Source organism: Kitasatospora sp. NPDC050543 (assembly GCF_044457565.1).
Lineage (GTDB): Bacteria > Actinomycetota > Actinomycetes > Streptomycetales > Streptomycetaceae > Kitasatospora.
In genome coordinates, this window is sequence record NZ_JBITGZ010000001.1 from 139,901 (window position 1) to 153,957 (window position 14,057).

Below are 14,057 nucleotides of genomic sequence, written 5' to 3' on the forward strand. Positions count from 1 at the left end.
GGGAGGGCGGCCGGAGGTAATACCCTGGGGGCAGCTCGTCTCGTTACCGGCCCTTCGGAAGGACCTTCGTGGAGCTCGCCCTGTACGCCGACTTCGCCGTTCGCCTGGTGAACAGCGAGGAGCCCGAGCGCGGCACCGACGCCCTGACCTCGGTCGAGGCCGTACGGGGCCTGTTCGGCGCCTCCACCCGGGCCGCGTCGCTCGCCGACGAGTCCGACCTGCCGCGACTGCGGGCCGTACGCACCCGGCTGCGCGGGGTCTTCGAGGCCGCCGCCGAGGGCGACGAGGTCCGCGGCATCGACCTGCTCAACAGCCTGATGATCGAGTACCCGGTCAGCCCGCTGGTCTCCGGGCACGACGACCTCGACGAGCACGGCCGCCCGCGCTGGCACATGCACCTCGCCGACAACGCGCCCACCGCCACGGCCAACTACACCGCCGTCGCCTGCATGGGCCTGGCCATCCACCTCACCGAGCTGGGCGCCGACCGGCTCGGCATCTGCCAGGCCGCGCCCTGCCGCAACGCCTACCTGGACACCTCCACCAACCGATCCCGCCGCTACTGCTCCGACCGCTGCGCCACCCGCGCCAACGTCGCCGCGTACCGGGCCCGCAAGCGGCAGGAGGCGCTGAGCGCCGCCGCTACCGCTCAGGGCTGAGCCAGACCCCCAGCCTGCGGGCCAGCCCGGGCACCCGGGCCAGCGGCGTGGCGAGCAGCGCGCGCTCCAGCGCGCGCGCCGGCGCCAGCCAGGCCGGGCGGGGCCGCAGCCGCAACAGCACCCGGCCGAGTACCAGATCGTCCGGGACCACACCGAACTGACGGCTGTCGCTGTCCACCAGCCTGTTGTCCGACAGCAGCCACCAGCCGCCCGGGCGGCGCCCGTCGGCCCGCTTCACCACCAGCAGGTCCTGCTGGAACGGGTGCCGGACCACCACCACCGCCCCGGGCCGGATGCGAGCGCCGTACCGGACGACCAGCCGGTCGCCCTCCGCCAGCGTCGGCACCATCGAGGCGCCCGCCACATCGATCAGACCGAACGGAAGTACCCCGCCACCAGGGGTACCGCCCTCCGGCTCCACCGTCCGAGCCACCGCTGCCTCCTGAAAGTCGCCGCGTCCAGTGTCGCGTACGGGCGCCCGACCGACCGTGTCCGGATTCGGGTGGTTCCGGCTCCACCTTTTGTCCTAGGCGCCCGGCCCAACCGCGAAACCCGGCGCCCGGCGAGGTAACCTCAGCCGCGGGAAGACGATCTAAGGAAGGACTCCCATGTTCTCTCGTCTGTTTGCACCGCGCGCCACCGCCCACGCCCACTGCGACCTGCCCTGTGGTGTCTACGACCCCGCTCAGGCCCGCATCGAGGCCGAGTCCGTGAAGGGCACTCAGGAGAAGTACCAGGCCAACGAGGACCCGGCCTTCCGTACTCGCGCCCTGATCATCAAGGAGCAGCGCGCCGAGGCCGTCAAGCACCACATCTCGGTGCTCTGGAGCGACTACTTCAAGGCCCCGCACTTCGAGAAGTACCCGCAGCTGCACCAGCTGATCAACGACACCCTGAAGGCCGCCTCGGCCGCCAAGGCGTCGACCGACCCGGCCACCGGCCAGGCCCTGCTCGACCTGATCGCCGAGGTCGACAAGATCTTCTGGGAGACCAAGGCGGCCTGATCGCCGGTCTCCTCCCGCTCCGGCTCCGGCCGGACGGCCCCGATGCCCCCCGCTCAGCCCGAGCGGGGGGCATCGTGCGCTCCGCGGGCCGGGCCGGCGGCGCCGTCGCCCGCAAGCGCCTGGCGGTCGGTCACGTCCATCATGTGCGCCCTGAGTTCCGGTCGGCCCGCCGCCCCGTGGCCCGGGCGGGCGGCCGGTGGGCCGGCGGGGCGAGCACAGGCGGAGCGGGCTGTGAGCGCCGAGGGTCCGGGGGTGCGCGGGACCGCGGATTCGGCGGCGACCGGCCGACCCGGCGGGCGTAGGCTCGAAGGTACGGACCGCACCATCGAGGGAGACGCATCATGACCACCATGGCGGCACCGTCCGCCTTCGACACCAAGACGCTGCGCGAGGGGATCGAGCACCGCGACGCCGATGCCCTGCTCGCGCTCTACGCGGACGACGCCGAGATCCGCATGGTCGACCACAAGACGCAGCCGAGCCACCCGTTGGTGATGCACGGGCGGCCGGAGATCAGCGCGATGCTGAACGACGTCTACGGCCGGGAGATGACCCACAAGCTGGAGCAGGTCGTGGTCCAGGGCGATCATGTGGCCTTCATGGAGTCCTGCGTGTACCCGGACGGGGTCAAGGTGCTCTGCACCTCGATCGCGGATCTGCGGGACGGCCGGATCGTCGGCCAGACGTCCATCCAGGCGTGGGACGAACAGTGACCCTGGCACCGGCCCGGCGGCCCCGCCGGCGCCGGTGGCGAAATCGCCTTTCCGCCCGGTCGGCGCCTCCGAGTACGCTCGACACATGATCCGTACAGCCGAAATCACCGATGTCCCGGTCATCCACGCGTTGATCCGCGAACTGGCGGACTACGAGAAGGCGCTGCACGAGGCCCAGGCGACCGAGGAGCAGCTGCGGGCGGCGCTGTTCGGGGCGAACCCAGCCCTGTTCGGGCTGATCGCGCAGGACGACAGCACCGGTGAGGTGGTCGGTTTCGCGCTCTGGTTCCTCAACTTCTCCACCTGGCGCGGCACTCACGGGATCTACCTGGAGGACCTGTACGTCCGCCCGGAGGCCCGCGGCGGCGGCCACGGCAAGGCGCTGCTACTGGAGCTGGCGCGGATCGCGGTCGAGCGCGGCTACTCGCGGGTCGAGTGGTCGGTGCTGGACTGGAACGAGCCCTCGATCAACTTCTACAAGGCGCTGGGCGCGGTCCCGATGGACGAGTGGACGGTGTACCGGCTCACCGGCGAGGCGCTGACCACCGCCGGCACCCGCTGACGACCACCGGGTAACTTCGGTCGGGCCTCTGCCACCCTGCGTCGCGAGGACCTACCATGAGTGACCCCCGGTACCGCAGTCGCTCGTTCCCGTGACGACGGACGGAGATCGCGACATCCGCCCGCTGATCGCGGTAACGTCTCGGGCGGATGCGCGGCGTTCGGCCACCCCCGGCGGGGTATGACCGGTACGTACCGCACCACCCCTCTGGACAGTTGGGGCGAAGCAGTTGAGCCAAGCAACAGACAGTGCCGCGGCCCCGGGGCCGGAAGCACAGCGCGTCACCCAGGAGGTGAGGGTGTCCCAGATCGACGGCGAGCCCGAAGTGAAGGACTTCGTCGAAGTCCGGCTGCCCGCGGCGGGAGCCTACCTCTCGGTGCTGCGAACAGCGACGGCCGGCCTCGCGGCCCGGCTGGACTTCACTCTGGACGAGATCGAGGACCTGCGGATCGCGGTGGACGAGGCCTGCGCCATCCTGCTCCAGCAGGCCGTGCCGGGTTCGATCCTGTCCTGCGAGTTCCGTCTGGTCGGCGACTCGCTCAGGGTCACCGTCTCGGCGCCGACCACCGACGGCCGGGCCCCCGAGCGGGACACCTTCGCCTGGACGGTGCTCTCCGCACTGGCCGGCGAGGTGGACTCCTCGGTCGGCGCGGACCGCACGGTCTCGATCAGCCTGCACAAGAAGCGTGGCGGGTCCCCGGCCCAGCCGTAGCCGCGGACGAGGACGCAGCACCACCGAGCAAGGGCCGTACGCCCGGCACGACCGGGCCGAGCGTACGGCTCCCGGTACCGCCCACCGCGGTACGACCAACGAGATGACTCCGGGGCCGTGCCCGCGGCTCCGGTGCTCCCGGAACGGAACGGGGGAATGGCCGTGAGTGATCTGGACCGTACCGGTGCCGACCGACGCCCGGCCGGCTCTGCCGACGTGCCCGCCACCGCGGGCGCGGGGGCGGCGGGCCTCGCGACAACCGCACCGGCCGTACCGCCCCAGGCGAGCGTTCCCGGCCTCGCCGCCCACGACGACGCGCACCCGAAGGACGCCCACCGGATGAGCCAGCCGACCGAGCCGACGTCTGATCCGTCGCCCGTGCAGCCGCCCTCGGATCCGCCCGCCGCCCCGGCGGAGGAGGCCGCCGCCGAGGCGGTACGCGGTGTGGTGCCGGCCCAGGCACCGCACCGCTCGGGGGCGCCGGACCGGGAGGCGGCGCGAGCGCTGTTCGTCCGGCTCTCGGCGCTGCCCGAGGGCTCGGCCGAGCGCGTCGAGCTGCGCAACCAGCTGGTACGGATGCACATCCCGCTGGTCGAGCACCTCGCCCGGCGCTTCCGCAACCGCGGCGAGCCGCTGGACGACCTGACCCAGGTCGCCACCATCGGCCTGATCAAGTCGGTGGACCGCTTCGACCACGAGCGCGGGGTCGAGTTCTCCACCTATGCCACGCCCACCATCGTCGGTGAGATCAAGCGGCACTTCCGGGACAAGGGCTGGGCGGTGCGGGTGCCGCGCCGGCTCCAGGAGCTGCGGCTGTCGCTGACCACGGCGACCAGCGAGCTCTCCCAGCGGCACGGCCGCTCCCCAACCGTGCACGAGCTGGCGGAGCATCTCGGGATCTCCGAGGAGGACGTGCTGGAGGGCCTGGAGTCCGCCAACGCGTACAGCACGCTCTCGCTGGACGTCCCGGACAGCGACGACGAGTCGCCGGCCGTGGCGGACACCCTTGGCACCACGGACGAGGCGCTGGAGGGCGTGGAGTACCGCGAGTCGCTCAAGCCGCTGCTCGCCCAGCTCCCGCCGCGCGAGCAGAAGATCCTGGTCCTGCGGTTCTTCCGGAACATGACCCAGTCGCAGATCGCCGCCGAGGTGGGGATCTCACAGATGCACGTCTCACGGCTGCTCGCCCGCACGCTGGCACAGCTGCGGGAGAAGCTGCTGGTGGAGGAGTAGCGCTGAGGCGCCGTCAGGTGCTTCTGAAGCATTGAGGGGCGCGCAGCCTTGGCTGCGAGCCCCTCAATGTTGTTTCCTCGTGGCCTCAGGCCCCCCGGGTCGACGGCGCCACCTGCGCCGGTACCGGCACCCCGGGTCCGGCTTCCTCAGCCCTCGGCCGGCGCGTAGAGCGCGGCCGTCACCCTCGGGTTGAGCAGGGCGCCGATACCGGCGAGGCCGAGCAGCGCGACGGCCACCGCGGCGGCGGCCAGCGCGCCCCCGCCCGGCCACATGTAGTACGCGACCGGCAGGCAGATCGAGTTGGTCAGCACGGCGGGGCTGCGGCCCCACCGGCGCAGCCCGAGCAGGGCCCGGCCGGCCAGCAGCGGCAGCACGCCCAGCAGCACGATGAGCAGCCCGCCGAACTCCGTCAGCCCGCGGTCGATCGGATCGCCCACCAGACCGGCGACCATGTCGTAGAGGCCCCAGGCGACCAGCGCGGCACCCTCCAGGGCCGTGATCGCGGCGCCGACGAGCAGCGCGGTGGGCCGTCCGGCGGCGGCCCCGGCGGGCCCGGCGGCGGAGTCGGTGTCGTCGGCGGTGGTGCGCACTGCGCCTGCGCGGCGGGCGGCGGCGGGCTTCGGGCGGGATTCTGCGGTCACTCAAGCAGGGTAGCCGCCGCTCCCCCTGTACCGACCCGTAGGCTGAGCCCATGCGCGCTCTCCTGGTCGTGAACCCGAAGGCGACCACCACCAGTGGCCGCACCAGGGACGTGCTCACCCACGCCCTGCGCAGCGACCTCAAGCTGGAGGTCGCCCACACCGAATACCGGGGCCATGCCCGCGATCTGGCCCGGCAGGCCGCCGACGACGGCTCGGTGGACCTCGTGGTGGCCCTGGGCGGCGACGGCACGGTGAACGAGGTCGTGAACGGTCTGCTGGCGCACGGCCCGGGCGAGAAGGTGCCCCGGCTGGCCGTGGTGCCCGGCGGCAGCACCAACGTCTTCGCCCGCGCACTGGGCCTTCCCAACGACCCGGTGGAGGCCACCGGCGCCCTGCTGGACGCGCTGGATCGCCGCAGTGAGCGCCCGGTCGGCCTGGGAAAGGCGATGACGGAGGGGCTGCCGGACCGCTGGTTCACCTTCACCGCGGGCCTCGGCTTCGACGCCGGCGTGGTGGGCCGGGTGGAGGAGCAGCGCAGAGCGGGGCGCAAGTCGACCCACGCGCTGTACGTCAACCAGGCGCTCCGGCACTACGTCACCGAGCGTGAGCACCGCCGGAGCGGGCAGGTGACCCTGGAAATTCCGGGCCGCGCACCGGTTTCGGGCCTGGTGCTGACCATAGTCAGCAACACCTCGCCGTGGACGTTCCTGGGCAACCGCCCGGTGTACCCCTCGCCGCTCGCTTCCTTCGAGACGGACCTTGACATCTTCGGCGTCACCCGGATGACGGCGTTCGGCACGGCTCGAACGGTCCGTCAGATCCTGCGGTCGCACACCCCTTCGAGCGAGGATGCCCCGGCCACCGGCCCGGGCGGCAAGCACGTCGTCTCCTACCACGACCTCCGCCACTTCACCTTGGTTTCACAGGAACCGGCCCCGTTTCAGGTCGATGGGGACCACCTTGGAGACAGGAGTCGCGTCAGTTTCACAGGCGTACGGCGGGCACTGCGTGTGATTGTGTGACCAGAAGGGGGTCTTGCCCTTCTTCTCGAACGCACAAGCCCCCTTCACTCCATAGAAGTACGGGCTGTGAGCTAGGCGACACCGAAGAATCAAAAATTCCTCGCCGAAGGGGGTTGTATCCGAGCCCGAGGTTTGCGAACCTCTACATGGCGATCGGGACGCATCGCAGCGGCAACAACGTCAGAACCTGACAAGCGTGGCCGTGGCGCTTCCCCTGAGTCGCCCGAACCCCACCCCAGCACAGACCACCCGGGCCCGATGGGCCTTTGGTCCCTTTTGCTGTTGCGGGATTCGTGAAAGCGTTCACATTCACAAGCCATCGATTATGCCGATCGGGTCACCACCTGCCGGCAGGAGGAGTTGGACGACCATGGACTGGCGCCACCGCGCTGTCTGCCGCGAAGAGGACCCCGAGCTGTTCTTCCCGATCGGGAACACCGGTCCTGCTCTGCTGCAGATCGAGGAAGCCAAGGCCGTGTGCCGCCGCTGCCCCGTCATGGAGCAGTGCCTCCAGTGGGCACTCGAGACCGGCCAGGACGCCGGCGTCTGGGGCGGTATGAGTGAGGACGAGCGTCGCGCGATGAAGCGCCGTGCTGCCCGCAACCGCGCCCGCACCGCCTGATCTTCCGCAGTACGCAGTACAGGCAGCAGCATCCGCTACATCCGATCAACACATGATCAAGGGCTTCCCTGCCACTCCTGGTGAAGCCTTCCGTATGACGGACCGCGCTCAGTACGGTTCAGCGACGCCGACCGGCCCAGGCACTTGATACTGTTCACTTAGAGCAATATTGTGGTCCTAGGGCGCTCACCGTGTGCAACACATCGGTGGGGCGTCGCACCACCCAGAGCCCCCGTTCCGGCCGACTCCCCCCGACGGCCGGAGCGGGTTGAGAGGCCCTGTCGACCCACCCCCCCGGTCGACAGGGCCTCGTTTCTTTGCCCGCGTACTTTCCGCCCCCGTCCCCCGGCCGCCGGCCGCCGGGTCAGGGCCGGACGCCCCGGTGCTAGCGCACCGGGATCTCCAGGACGACCTTCGTACCGCCGTCCGGCGCGGCCACCATGTCGAAGGTCCCGCCCAGCTCCCCCGTGGCCAGGGTCCGGACGATCTGCAGCCCCAGATTGCCGGCCTGCTGGGGGTCGAACCCCTCGGGCATGCCACGGCCGTCGTCCTGAACGGTGATCAGCAGGTACTCCTCCGGCTTGGCCCCGCCGTTCCAGCTGTCCGACCAGCCGATGCCGGTGGCCGGCGCCCGCCCGCGCAGCGCGCTGACCTCCAGGTTTCCGGCGTCCTTGCCGCCGAACGCGTGCTCCAGCGCGTTCTGCAGCAGTTCGGTCAGCACCATCGCCAGCGGTGTCGCCACCTCCGCCGAGAGGATGCCGAAGCTGCCGCTGCGCCGGGTCGCCACCCGGCCGTCCTGGGACAGCTCCATCACCATCGCCAGCACCCGGTCGGCGATCTCGTCGAAGGCCACCTGCTCGTCCAGCGTCTGCGACAGCGTCTCGTGCACGATCGCGATCGAGCCGACCCGGCGGACGGCCTCGTCCAGCGCGGCCCGCCCGGACTCCGACTCCATCCGCCGCGCCTGAAGACGCAGCAGCGCGGCGACGGTCTGCAGGTTGTTCTTCACCCGGTGGTGGATCTCCCGGATGGTGGCGTCCTTGGTCATCAGCTCGCGGTCCCGCCGGCGCAGCTCGGTGACGTCGCGGGCCAGCACCAGCGAGCCGGTGAGCACGCCCTTGGGCTTGAGCGGGATGGCCCGCAGGGTCACCACCCCGCCCTGCGCCTCGACCTCGGTCTGCCGCGGGGCCCACCCGCTGGCCAGCTTCACCAGAGCCTCGTGGACGGCGCCGCGCGAGGGCGGGGCCAGCTCGGCGGTGCTCCGGCCGAGGTGGCTGCCGACCAGGTCGGTGGTGAGGCCCAGGCGGTGGTAGGCGGAGAGCGCGTTGGGGCTGGCGTAGGTGACGATGCCGTCCGCGTCGAGGCGGATCAGGCCGTCGCCCACCCGGGGCGCGGCGTCCATGTCGGTCTGCTCGACGCCCGGGTAGGGAAACGTTCCGGCAGCGATCATCTGGGCCAGGTCGGAGGCGCTCTGCAGGTAGGTCAGCTCCAGCCTGCTGGGGGTGCGCACGGTGAGCAGGTTGGTGTTGCGGGCGATGACTCCGAGCACCCGGCCCTCCCTCCGGACGGGGATCGACTCGACCCGTACCGGCACCTCCTCGCGCCACTCCGGGTCGCCCTCGCGCACGATCCGGCCCTCGTCGAAGGCCGCGTCCAGCAGCGGCCGGCGGCCGCGCGGGACGAGGTGGCCGACCATGTCGTCCTGGTAGGAGGTGGGGCCGGTGTTGGGCCGCATCTGGGCCACCGAGACGTAGCGGATGCCGTCCCAGGTGGGGATCCAGAGCACCAGGTCGGCGAAGGAGAGGTCGGAGAGCAGCTGCCACTCCGAGACCAGCATGTGGAGCCACTCCACATCGGCACCGGTCAGGGTGGTGTGGCGGCGGACGAGTTCGTTCAGCGAGGGCACAGGGCGAGCGTATCCGCAGCACCGGCCGGTGGGCCTGCCGGAGGGGCCTGCGCCGGGCAACCGAGCGGCGCCCGTCAGATTGTCCAGACCAATTCTCGGACACCCCTGGACAGCCCAGATTGGTCTAGTCCACAATGAAGGAGCACCAAGGAGAAGCCTCCGCGCAACTGCCCTGACCGCGCGCGGGCACTCCGCGGTCGGGCACCACCGGGCGAGGACCCCGCACAGTCCTCGGCCGGGCAAGGCGTCCGACGACAGCTCCGGGCTGCGGTGCCGCACGGGTTGAGGGTCCCGTGCCGGCGCCGTGGCCCGTAGTGCTCTCCGGGCCGCGAGCGCGGCTCCCCGGAACCAGCCGCTCAGAGAACCGCGAACCCCCGTCCACAGCCTGTGGACGGGGGTTCGCCGCTCCGTCCGCCGACGGGCGGCGGGCCGGAGCGGCGGGCGGCGAGCTCAATGCGTCTCGGTGACCTTCGCCAGCGCGCGCGGCGCGTCCGGGTCCTGGCCGCGGGCGATGGTGACCTCGTACGCCAGCAGCTGGAGCGGCAGGATCTCCAGGATCGGCTGGACCTCCTCGGGCACGCCGGCCGGCAGCGCGAAGCCCGCCGAGGCAGCGTCGACCTGCTCCTGCTGGCCGATCACCACCAGGTCCGCGCCACGCCCGCGCAGCCGGTCCAGCACGGGCTGGAGGGCTTCGCCGCCCTTGCCCTCGGGCACGATCGCGATGACCGGGGAGACGTTGTCCACCATGGCCAGCGGGCCGTGCAGCAGGTCGGCGCCGGAGAACGGCGAGGCCGGGATGTAGGTGGTCTCCATCAGCTTGAGCGCCGCCTCGCGGGCGGTCGGGTAGCCGTAGCCGCGCGAGGTGATCACCAGACGCTGGGCAAAGCGGTAGCGCTCGGCCAGCACCCTGACCTCGTCCCGGCGGGCGAGCACCCCGGCCGCCAGCTCGGGCAGCCCCTTGGCGGCCGCGCCGTCGCCCCCGCGCAGGCCCTCGACCAGCAGGTACAGCGCCAGCAGCTCGGCGGTGTAGGTCTTGGTGGCGGGCAGCGCCTTCTCCGCGCCGGCCAGGACGTCGATGTGGAACTCGGAGACCTCGGCCAGCGGGGAGTCCGCGTTGTTGGTCACCGACAGCGTGATGGCGCCGGCCTCCCGGGCCGCCTTGGTGGAGGCCACCAGGTCGGGCGAGCCGCCGGACTGGCTGACGGTGATCACCAGCACGTCGGTCAGGTCCGGCTTGGCGCCGTAGGCCGTGGTGGTCGACATCGAGGTCAGGCCGGCCGGCTTGCCGAGCAGGATCTCGACCAGGTACTTGGCGTACAGCGCCGCGTTGTCCGATGTGCCGCGCGCGGTGAGCAGGACGAAGCGCGGCTTGCGGGAGGCGATCTCGGCCGCGATGTCACGGATCCTCGGGGCGCCCTCGTCGAGGATCCGCTGCAGGACGGCCGGCTGCTCGGCCATCTCCGCCGCCATGATCCGGCCGGGCACGGAACCGGTCTGAGTGTCGGACATCTGAATGTGCCTCCGATGAGATGGTTCCACCCGCGCGCGGGCGGCTGCCCGGCGGGGACCTCTACGGCGGCGAGTCCGCACACTCGCTGCGGTGATTCCTGCGGCAATCCTAAGCGGGGCGCCCCGGCCGGGCACATCCGTTCGTCAGGACGGCCTGTTGATCAACTGATCGATCCGGGCGTCCGCCTCCTTGGCCGCCTGCTCCACCGGCTCGCCCTTGAAGACCGCCGTCAGCATGTCGGCCAGGACGTTCTGCTTCTCCACCGCGCCCCAGCCGGGAGCCAGCGGGGTGAACCAGGCGTCGGGGACGGCGTTGGCGGCGGCCGCGGTGGCGGGCTTGGACTTGAGCGGGTTCAGCTGGGCCAGGTTGTTCGGCAGGATGTCCCGGTCGGCCAGGTACTGCTCCGACCTGCTGCTGGTGAACATCCGGATCCAGTCCGTGGCCAGCCCGGTGACCTGCGACTTCGCGGTGACGGCGAGGTCCGAGCCGCCGATGAAGGAGGGCAGCGGCTTGCCGCCGGGGCCGGGCATGGTGGCGACCTTGACGACGTCCTTCAGGCCCGGGTCGCCGGTGACCGGGGCGACGATCCCGGCGGCCTCCCAGCCGTTGCCGTAGACCATCGCCGCCCTCTGCCCGGCCAGCACGGCGGCCTGGTCCTTCTCGTTGACCGAGAGGTCGCCCCGGTTGTACCTGCGCACCAGCTCGGCGAAGTGCGTGATGCCCTGGACGGACTTGGGATCGCTCAGCGCGCCGTGCCAGTTGCCGGAGCCGTCGAACCTGGCGATGTTGCCGCCGTACGCGTGGACGTAGGACATCGCCGCGTACCAGTACGGGCCGGGCAGGTAGAAGGGCGAGAAGGTCTTGTCCGCCCTGTACTTGTCCTGGACCTTGTCGAGGGCCGCGCGCAGCTCGTCCTCGGTCTTCGGGAAGTCGGCACTGCCGGTGGCCTGCCGGAGCACCGCCGAGTTGTAGATGCCGACCCGGGCGCCCGCGTAGTAGGGGACGCAGTACATCGTGTCCTGGTAGCTGCAGGTGTTGACCAGGCCGCGGATCCAACTGTCGGAGTTGTCGAAGGTGGTGCGGTCCACCGGCGCGAGCGCGCCGTTGAGGATGTACTTCATCGTCTCGCTGTTGCCGAGCTCGACCACGTCCGGGGCGCCGCCCTGTTCGAGTGCGGTGTCCAGTTTGGTGATCTTGTCGGACCAGTCCCGGTAGGCGAGCTTCAGCGTGACCTTCGGGTACTTGGCCGCGAACTCGTCGTTCACCCGCTGCACCAGCTCCGGCCAGTTGGCCTGGGCGTCCCGCATCAGCCAGACGGTGACGGTACCGCTGACGGATCGGGGGTCGGCGGTGGCGGATTCACCGCCGTGCCCGGGGGCGCCGGATCCGCACCCCGACAGCGCCGCGGCCAGTGCCGCGATCCCGACCGCCGCCATCAGCTTGCGCTTCACGCCATCCTCCCGAGGGGTGCCTGAGGGTCTCCAGCGGGCGCTGCTGGGGCCATGAGTGGTTCAGACCAGAAGTGGTCCAGACCAGACTCCCGGAGCGTGGCCCAGACCAAATCGGCTGTCAACGAGCGGGCGACGGCTACCCGCCAGTCGTTGCAGACCCGTTGTCAGGCGACTTCGGAGTGTCGCCGGGCGATCACCCCTGGTGCATTTAAGGCCCTGTTCAGACCGACTTGAGGGTCCGTTAGGCCTCGGTGCGGACAGCGCGGCGAATGTCCGGTATTGCTGGGGTTGCTCCACCCGCCGGAGGGCGGTTTCGGCTGGTCAGAAGCCCAGTCGCGGCCTGTAGTACACGTTCGTGTCAAGCGTTGATAACGGCTTGTGCAGACCGGCCGAGAACCCTTGACGCTCTTCATTGGTCCATGCCAATCTCCAACCGTTGGTCTACACCAATGGTCTAATCCGCCCTCCTGGCCCCCGCCCGGCAGGAGGGGCACACGGCAGGTTGCGGCAGCACCCAGGGACACCTCGCAACCCCGCCTTTTCCGGTGACATTCCCCCCAGGCACAACGACGCTCAGGGCCTCGGCCCAGCAGCCCGGTGCCACACCTTGCTCATCCCTCTGGAGGATGGTTTGAACCGCAAGATCGCCGCCGTGGCCGCCGTCGCCACCGTGCTCGTCGCCTCGGCCTGTTCCTCGTCCGGCTCCTCCGGCGGTGACAGCGCCAAGGCCGCCACCCTCAGCAAGGACGGCAAGGGCAAGACCGTCACCGTCTGGCTGATGGACGACGCGCAGAAGGGCTGGCCGGGCGTGGTCGACGCTGCCAAGAAGCAGTTCGAGGAGGAGACCGGCGCCACCCTGAAGATCGAGTGGCAGACCTGGACCAACTACACCACCAAGCTCGACACCGCGCTGCTCTCCGGCAACGCCCCCGACGCTCTCGAGGTCGGCAACACCCAGTCCGCCAAGTACATCGACGCCGGCTCCTTCGTCGACCTCACCCCGGTCAAGGCCCGGTTCGACAACTCGGACAAGTACCTGGACTCGCTCGCCGCCTCCGGCATGACCGGCGACGGCAGCAAGACCTACGCCATCCCGTACTACGCCGGCGCCCGCGTCCTGATCTACCGCAAGGACCTCTTCGCCGCGGCCGGTGTGACCACCCCGCCGACCACCCTCGCCGAGCTGAACGACGCGCTGACCAAGGTCAAGGCCGCCAACGCCGCCACCCCGGACTTCTCCGCGCTCTACCTCCCGGGCCAGAACTGGTACACCGCCGCCTCCTTCGGCGCCGGCACCTACGGCGTGAAGAACGTCTTCGCCGCCAAGAGCGGCGACAAGTGGACGGGCACGCTGACCGACCCGAAGTTCATCGAGGGCGTCAAGACCTGGAACGAGCTCCAGAAGAACTTCTCCGTCGGCGCCACCACCACCGACGAGGCCACCCAGGACGCCCAGATGGCCAAGGGCAACATCGCCGCCGTCATCGGCGCCGGCTGGGAGCTCGCCTCGGTCATCGACCCCAAGCTGGGCAACCCGGCGCTCGCCGACAAGCTCGCCACCATCGCCGTCCCCGGCACCACGGCCGGCAAGCCCACCCCGGCGTTCCTCGGCGGCTCCAACCTGGCCGTGCCGAGCAAGGCCGCCAACGCGGGCCTCGGCGCGACCTTCGTGCAGATCTACACCAACTCCAAGCAGCAGACCGAACTGGCCAAGTTCGCCATCCCGAACAACAAGGCCCTGGTCAGCGCCTACAAGGCCGCCAAGCCGGAGAACAAGGCCGCCGGCGACGCCGCCGAGGGCGAGACCTGGTACATCCCGAACTCGCCGATGTGGTCCGGCGCCGACGAGACCACGCTGAAGACCGCCTTCGGCGCCATCGCGGCGGGCGGCGACCCGGCCGCCGAGCTGAAGAAGGCCCAGGACCTCGTGGTCAAGGACCTGAACGGCTGATCAGGCCGAGCGCGCCGGCCCGCCCGCAGCGGGCCCGCCGGCACCGAGTGCACGCGCCGGTGGGCAGTCCG

14 protein-coding genes are annotated in these 14,057 nt (G+C 70.9%); 9 read left to right on the forward strand and 5 right to left on the reverse strand.

Annotated features, from left to right (window positions below):
* Positions 1–68 precede the first annotated feature (68 nt).
* Positions 69–659, forward strand: coding sequence for a CGNR zinc finger domain-containing protein (locus tag ACIBH3_RS00565; RefSeq protein WP_396309620.1), 591 nt, complete (start codon positions 69–71; stop codon positions 657–659).
* On the opposite strand, the gene sodX is transcribed toward ACIBH3_RS00565, so the two are convergent.
* Positions 643–1,092 (reverse strand): nickel-type superoxide dismutase maturation protease, encoded by a 450-nt coding sequence (sodX, locus tag ACIBH3_RS00570; RefSeq protein WP_396309621.1) that lies wholly within the window; start codon positions 1,090–1,092, stop codon positions 643–645. The genes ACIBH3_RS00565 and sodX overlap by 17 nt on opposite strands.
* A gap of 175 nt (positions 1,093–1,267) precedes the next feature.
* Here sodX and sodN point away from each other — a divergent pair, with 175 nt between their 5' ends.
* From sodN to ACIBH3_RS00595, 5 genes are all read left to right on the forward strand, one after another.
* Positions 1,268–1,663, forward strand: a complete 396-nt coding sequence (gene sodN, locus ACIBH3_RS00575) for a superoxide dismutase, Ni (RefSeq protein ID WP_396309622.1) — start codon at positions 1,268–1,270, stop codon at positions 1,661–1,663.
* A gap of 341 nt (positions 1,664–2,004) precedes the next feature.
* The gene (locus ACIBH3_RS00580) at positions 2,005–2,376 is read left to right on the forward strand and encodes a nuclear transport factor 2 family protein (protein ID WP_396309623.1); all 372 of its coding nucleotides are present in this window, start codon (positions 2,005–2,007) and stop codon (positions 2,374–2,376) included.
* Positions 2,377–2,461: 85 nt separating this feature from the next.
* Positions 2,462–2,938 (forward strand): GNAT family N-acetyltransferase, encoded by a 477-nt coding sequence (locus ACIBH3_RS00585; protein ID WP_396309624.1) that lies wholly within the window; start codon positions 2,462–2,464, stop codon positions 2,936–2,938.
* Positions 2,939–3,236: 298 nt separating this feature from the next.
* Positions 3,237–3,650, forward strand: coding sequence for an anti-sigma regulatory factor (locus ACIBH3_RS00590; RefSeq protein WP_396309625.1), 414 nt, complete (start codon positions 3,237–3,239; stop codon positions 3,648–3,650).
* A gap of 156 nt (positions 3,651–3,806) precedes the next feature.
* A complete protein-coding gene (locus tag ACIBH3_RS00595) occupies positions 3,807–4,883 on the forward strand; it encodes an RNA polymerase sigma factor SigF (protein WP_396309626.1) in 1,077 nt (358 codons plus the stop codon).
* 146 nt (positions 4,884–5,029) lie between these two features.
* Here ACIBH3_RS00595 and ACIBH3_RS00600 read toward each other — a convergent pair whose 3' ends face one another.
* A complete protein-coding gene (locus ACIBH3_RS00600; RefSeq protein WP_396309627.1) occupies positions 5,030–5,524 on the reverse strand; it encodes a hypothetical protein in 495 nt (164 codons plus the stop codon).
* Positions 5,525–5,574: 50 nt separating this feature from the next.
* On the opposite strand from ACIBH3_RS00600, the gene ACIBH3_RS00605 reads away from it, so the two are divergent.
* A complete protein-coding gene (locus tag ACIBH3_RS00605; RefSeq protein WP_396309628.1) occupies positions 5,575–6,546 on the forward strand; it encodes a diacylglycerol/lipid kinase family protein in 972 nt (323 codons plus the stop codon).
* Between the two features lie 370 nt (positions 6,547–6,916).
* A complete protein-coding gene (locus ACIBH3_RS00610) occupies positions 6,917–7,168 on the forward strand; it encodes a WhiB family transcriptional regulator (protein WP_014138019.1) in 252 nt (83 codons plus the stop codon).
* A 385-nt stretch (positions 7,169–7,553) separates the two neighbouring features.
* Here the strand turns inward: ACIBH3_RS00610 and ACIBH3_RS00615 are convergent, their stop codons facing one another.
* From ACIBH3_RS00615 to ACIBH3_RS00625, 3 genes are all read right to left on the reverse strand, one after another.
* Entirely contained in the window at positions 7,554–9,074 is a 1,521-nt protein-coding gene (locus ACIBH3_RS00615) for a sensor histidine kinase (protein WP_396309629.1), read from the reverse strand.
* A gap of 450 nt (positions 9,075–9,524) precedes the next feature.
* Positions 9,525–10,583: an SIS domain-containing protein gene (locus ACIBH3_RS00620; protein ID WP_396309630.1), complete on the reverse strand. Its 1,059-nt coding sequence runs from the start codon at positions 10,581–10,583 to the stop codon at positions 9,525–9,527.
* A 144-nt stretch (positions 10,584–10,727) separates the two neighbouring features.
* Positions 10,728–12,035: an extracellular solute-binding protein gene (locus tag ACIBH3_RS00625; protein WP_396309631.1), complete on the reverse strand. Its 1,308-nt coding sequence runs from the start codon at positions 12,033–12,035 to the stop codon at positions 10,728–10,730.
* A gap of 631 nt (positions 12,036–12,666) precedes the next feature.
* Here ACIBH3_RS00625 and ACIBH3_RS00630 point away from each other — a divergent pair.
* Positions 12,667–13,986, forward strand: coding sequence for an extracellular solute-binding protein (locus ACIBH3_RS00630; protein ID WP_396309632.1), 1,320 nt, complete (start codon positions 12,667–12,669; stop codon positions 13,984–13,986).
* Positions 13,987–14,057: the final 71 nt, after the last annotated feature.

Bases quoted from the DNA above. Each gene is read 5' to 3' on its own strand.
- ACIBH3_RS00585 (WP_396309624.1), top strand. From the start codon at position 2,462: ATGATCCGTACAGCCGAAATCACCGATGTCCCGGTCATCCACGCGTTG.
- ACIBH3_RS00580 (WP_396309623.1), top strand. From the start codon at position 2,005: ATGACCACCATGGCGGCACCGTCCGCCTTCGACACCAAGACGCTGCGC.
- sodN (WP_396309622.1), top strand. From the start codon at position 1,268: ATGTTCTCTCGTCTGTTTGCACCGCGCGCCACCGCCCACGCCCACTGC.
- ACIBH3_RS00620 (WP_396309630.1), bottom strand. From the start codon at position 10,583: ATGTCCGACACTCAGACCGGTTCCGTGCCCGGCCGGATCATGGCGGCG.
- ACIBH3_RS00610 (WP_014138019.1), top strand. From the start codon at position 6,917: ATGGACTGGCGCCACCGCGCTGTCTGCCGCGAAGAGGACCCCGAGCTG.
- ACIBH3_RS00595 (WP_396309626.1), top strand. From the start codon at position 3,807: ATGGCCGTGAGTGATCTGGACCGTACCGGTGCCGACCGACGCCCGGCC.
- ACIBH3_RS00605 (WP_396309628.1), top strand. From the start codon at position 5,575: ATGCGCGCTCTCCTGGTCGTGAACCCGAAGGCGACCACCACCAGTGGC.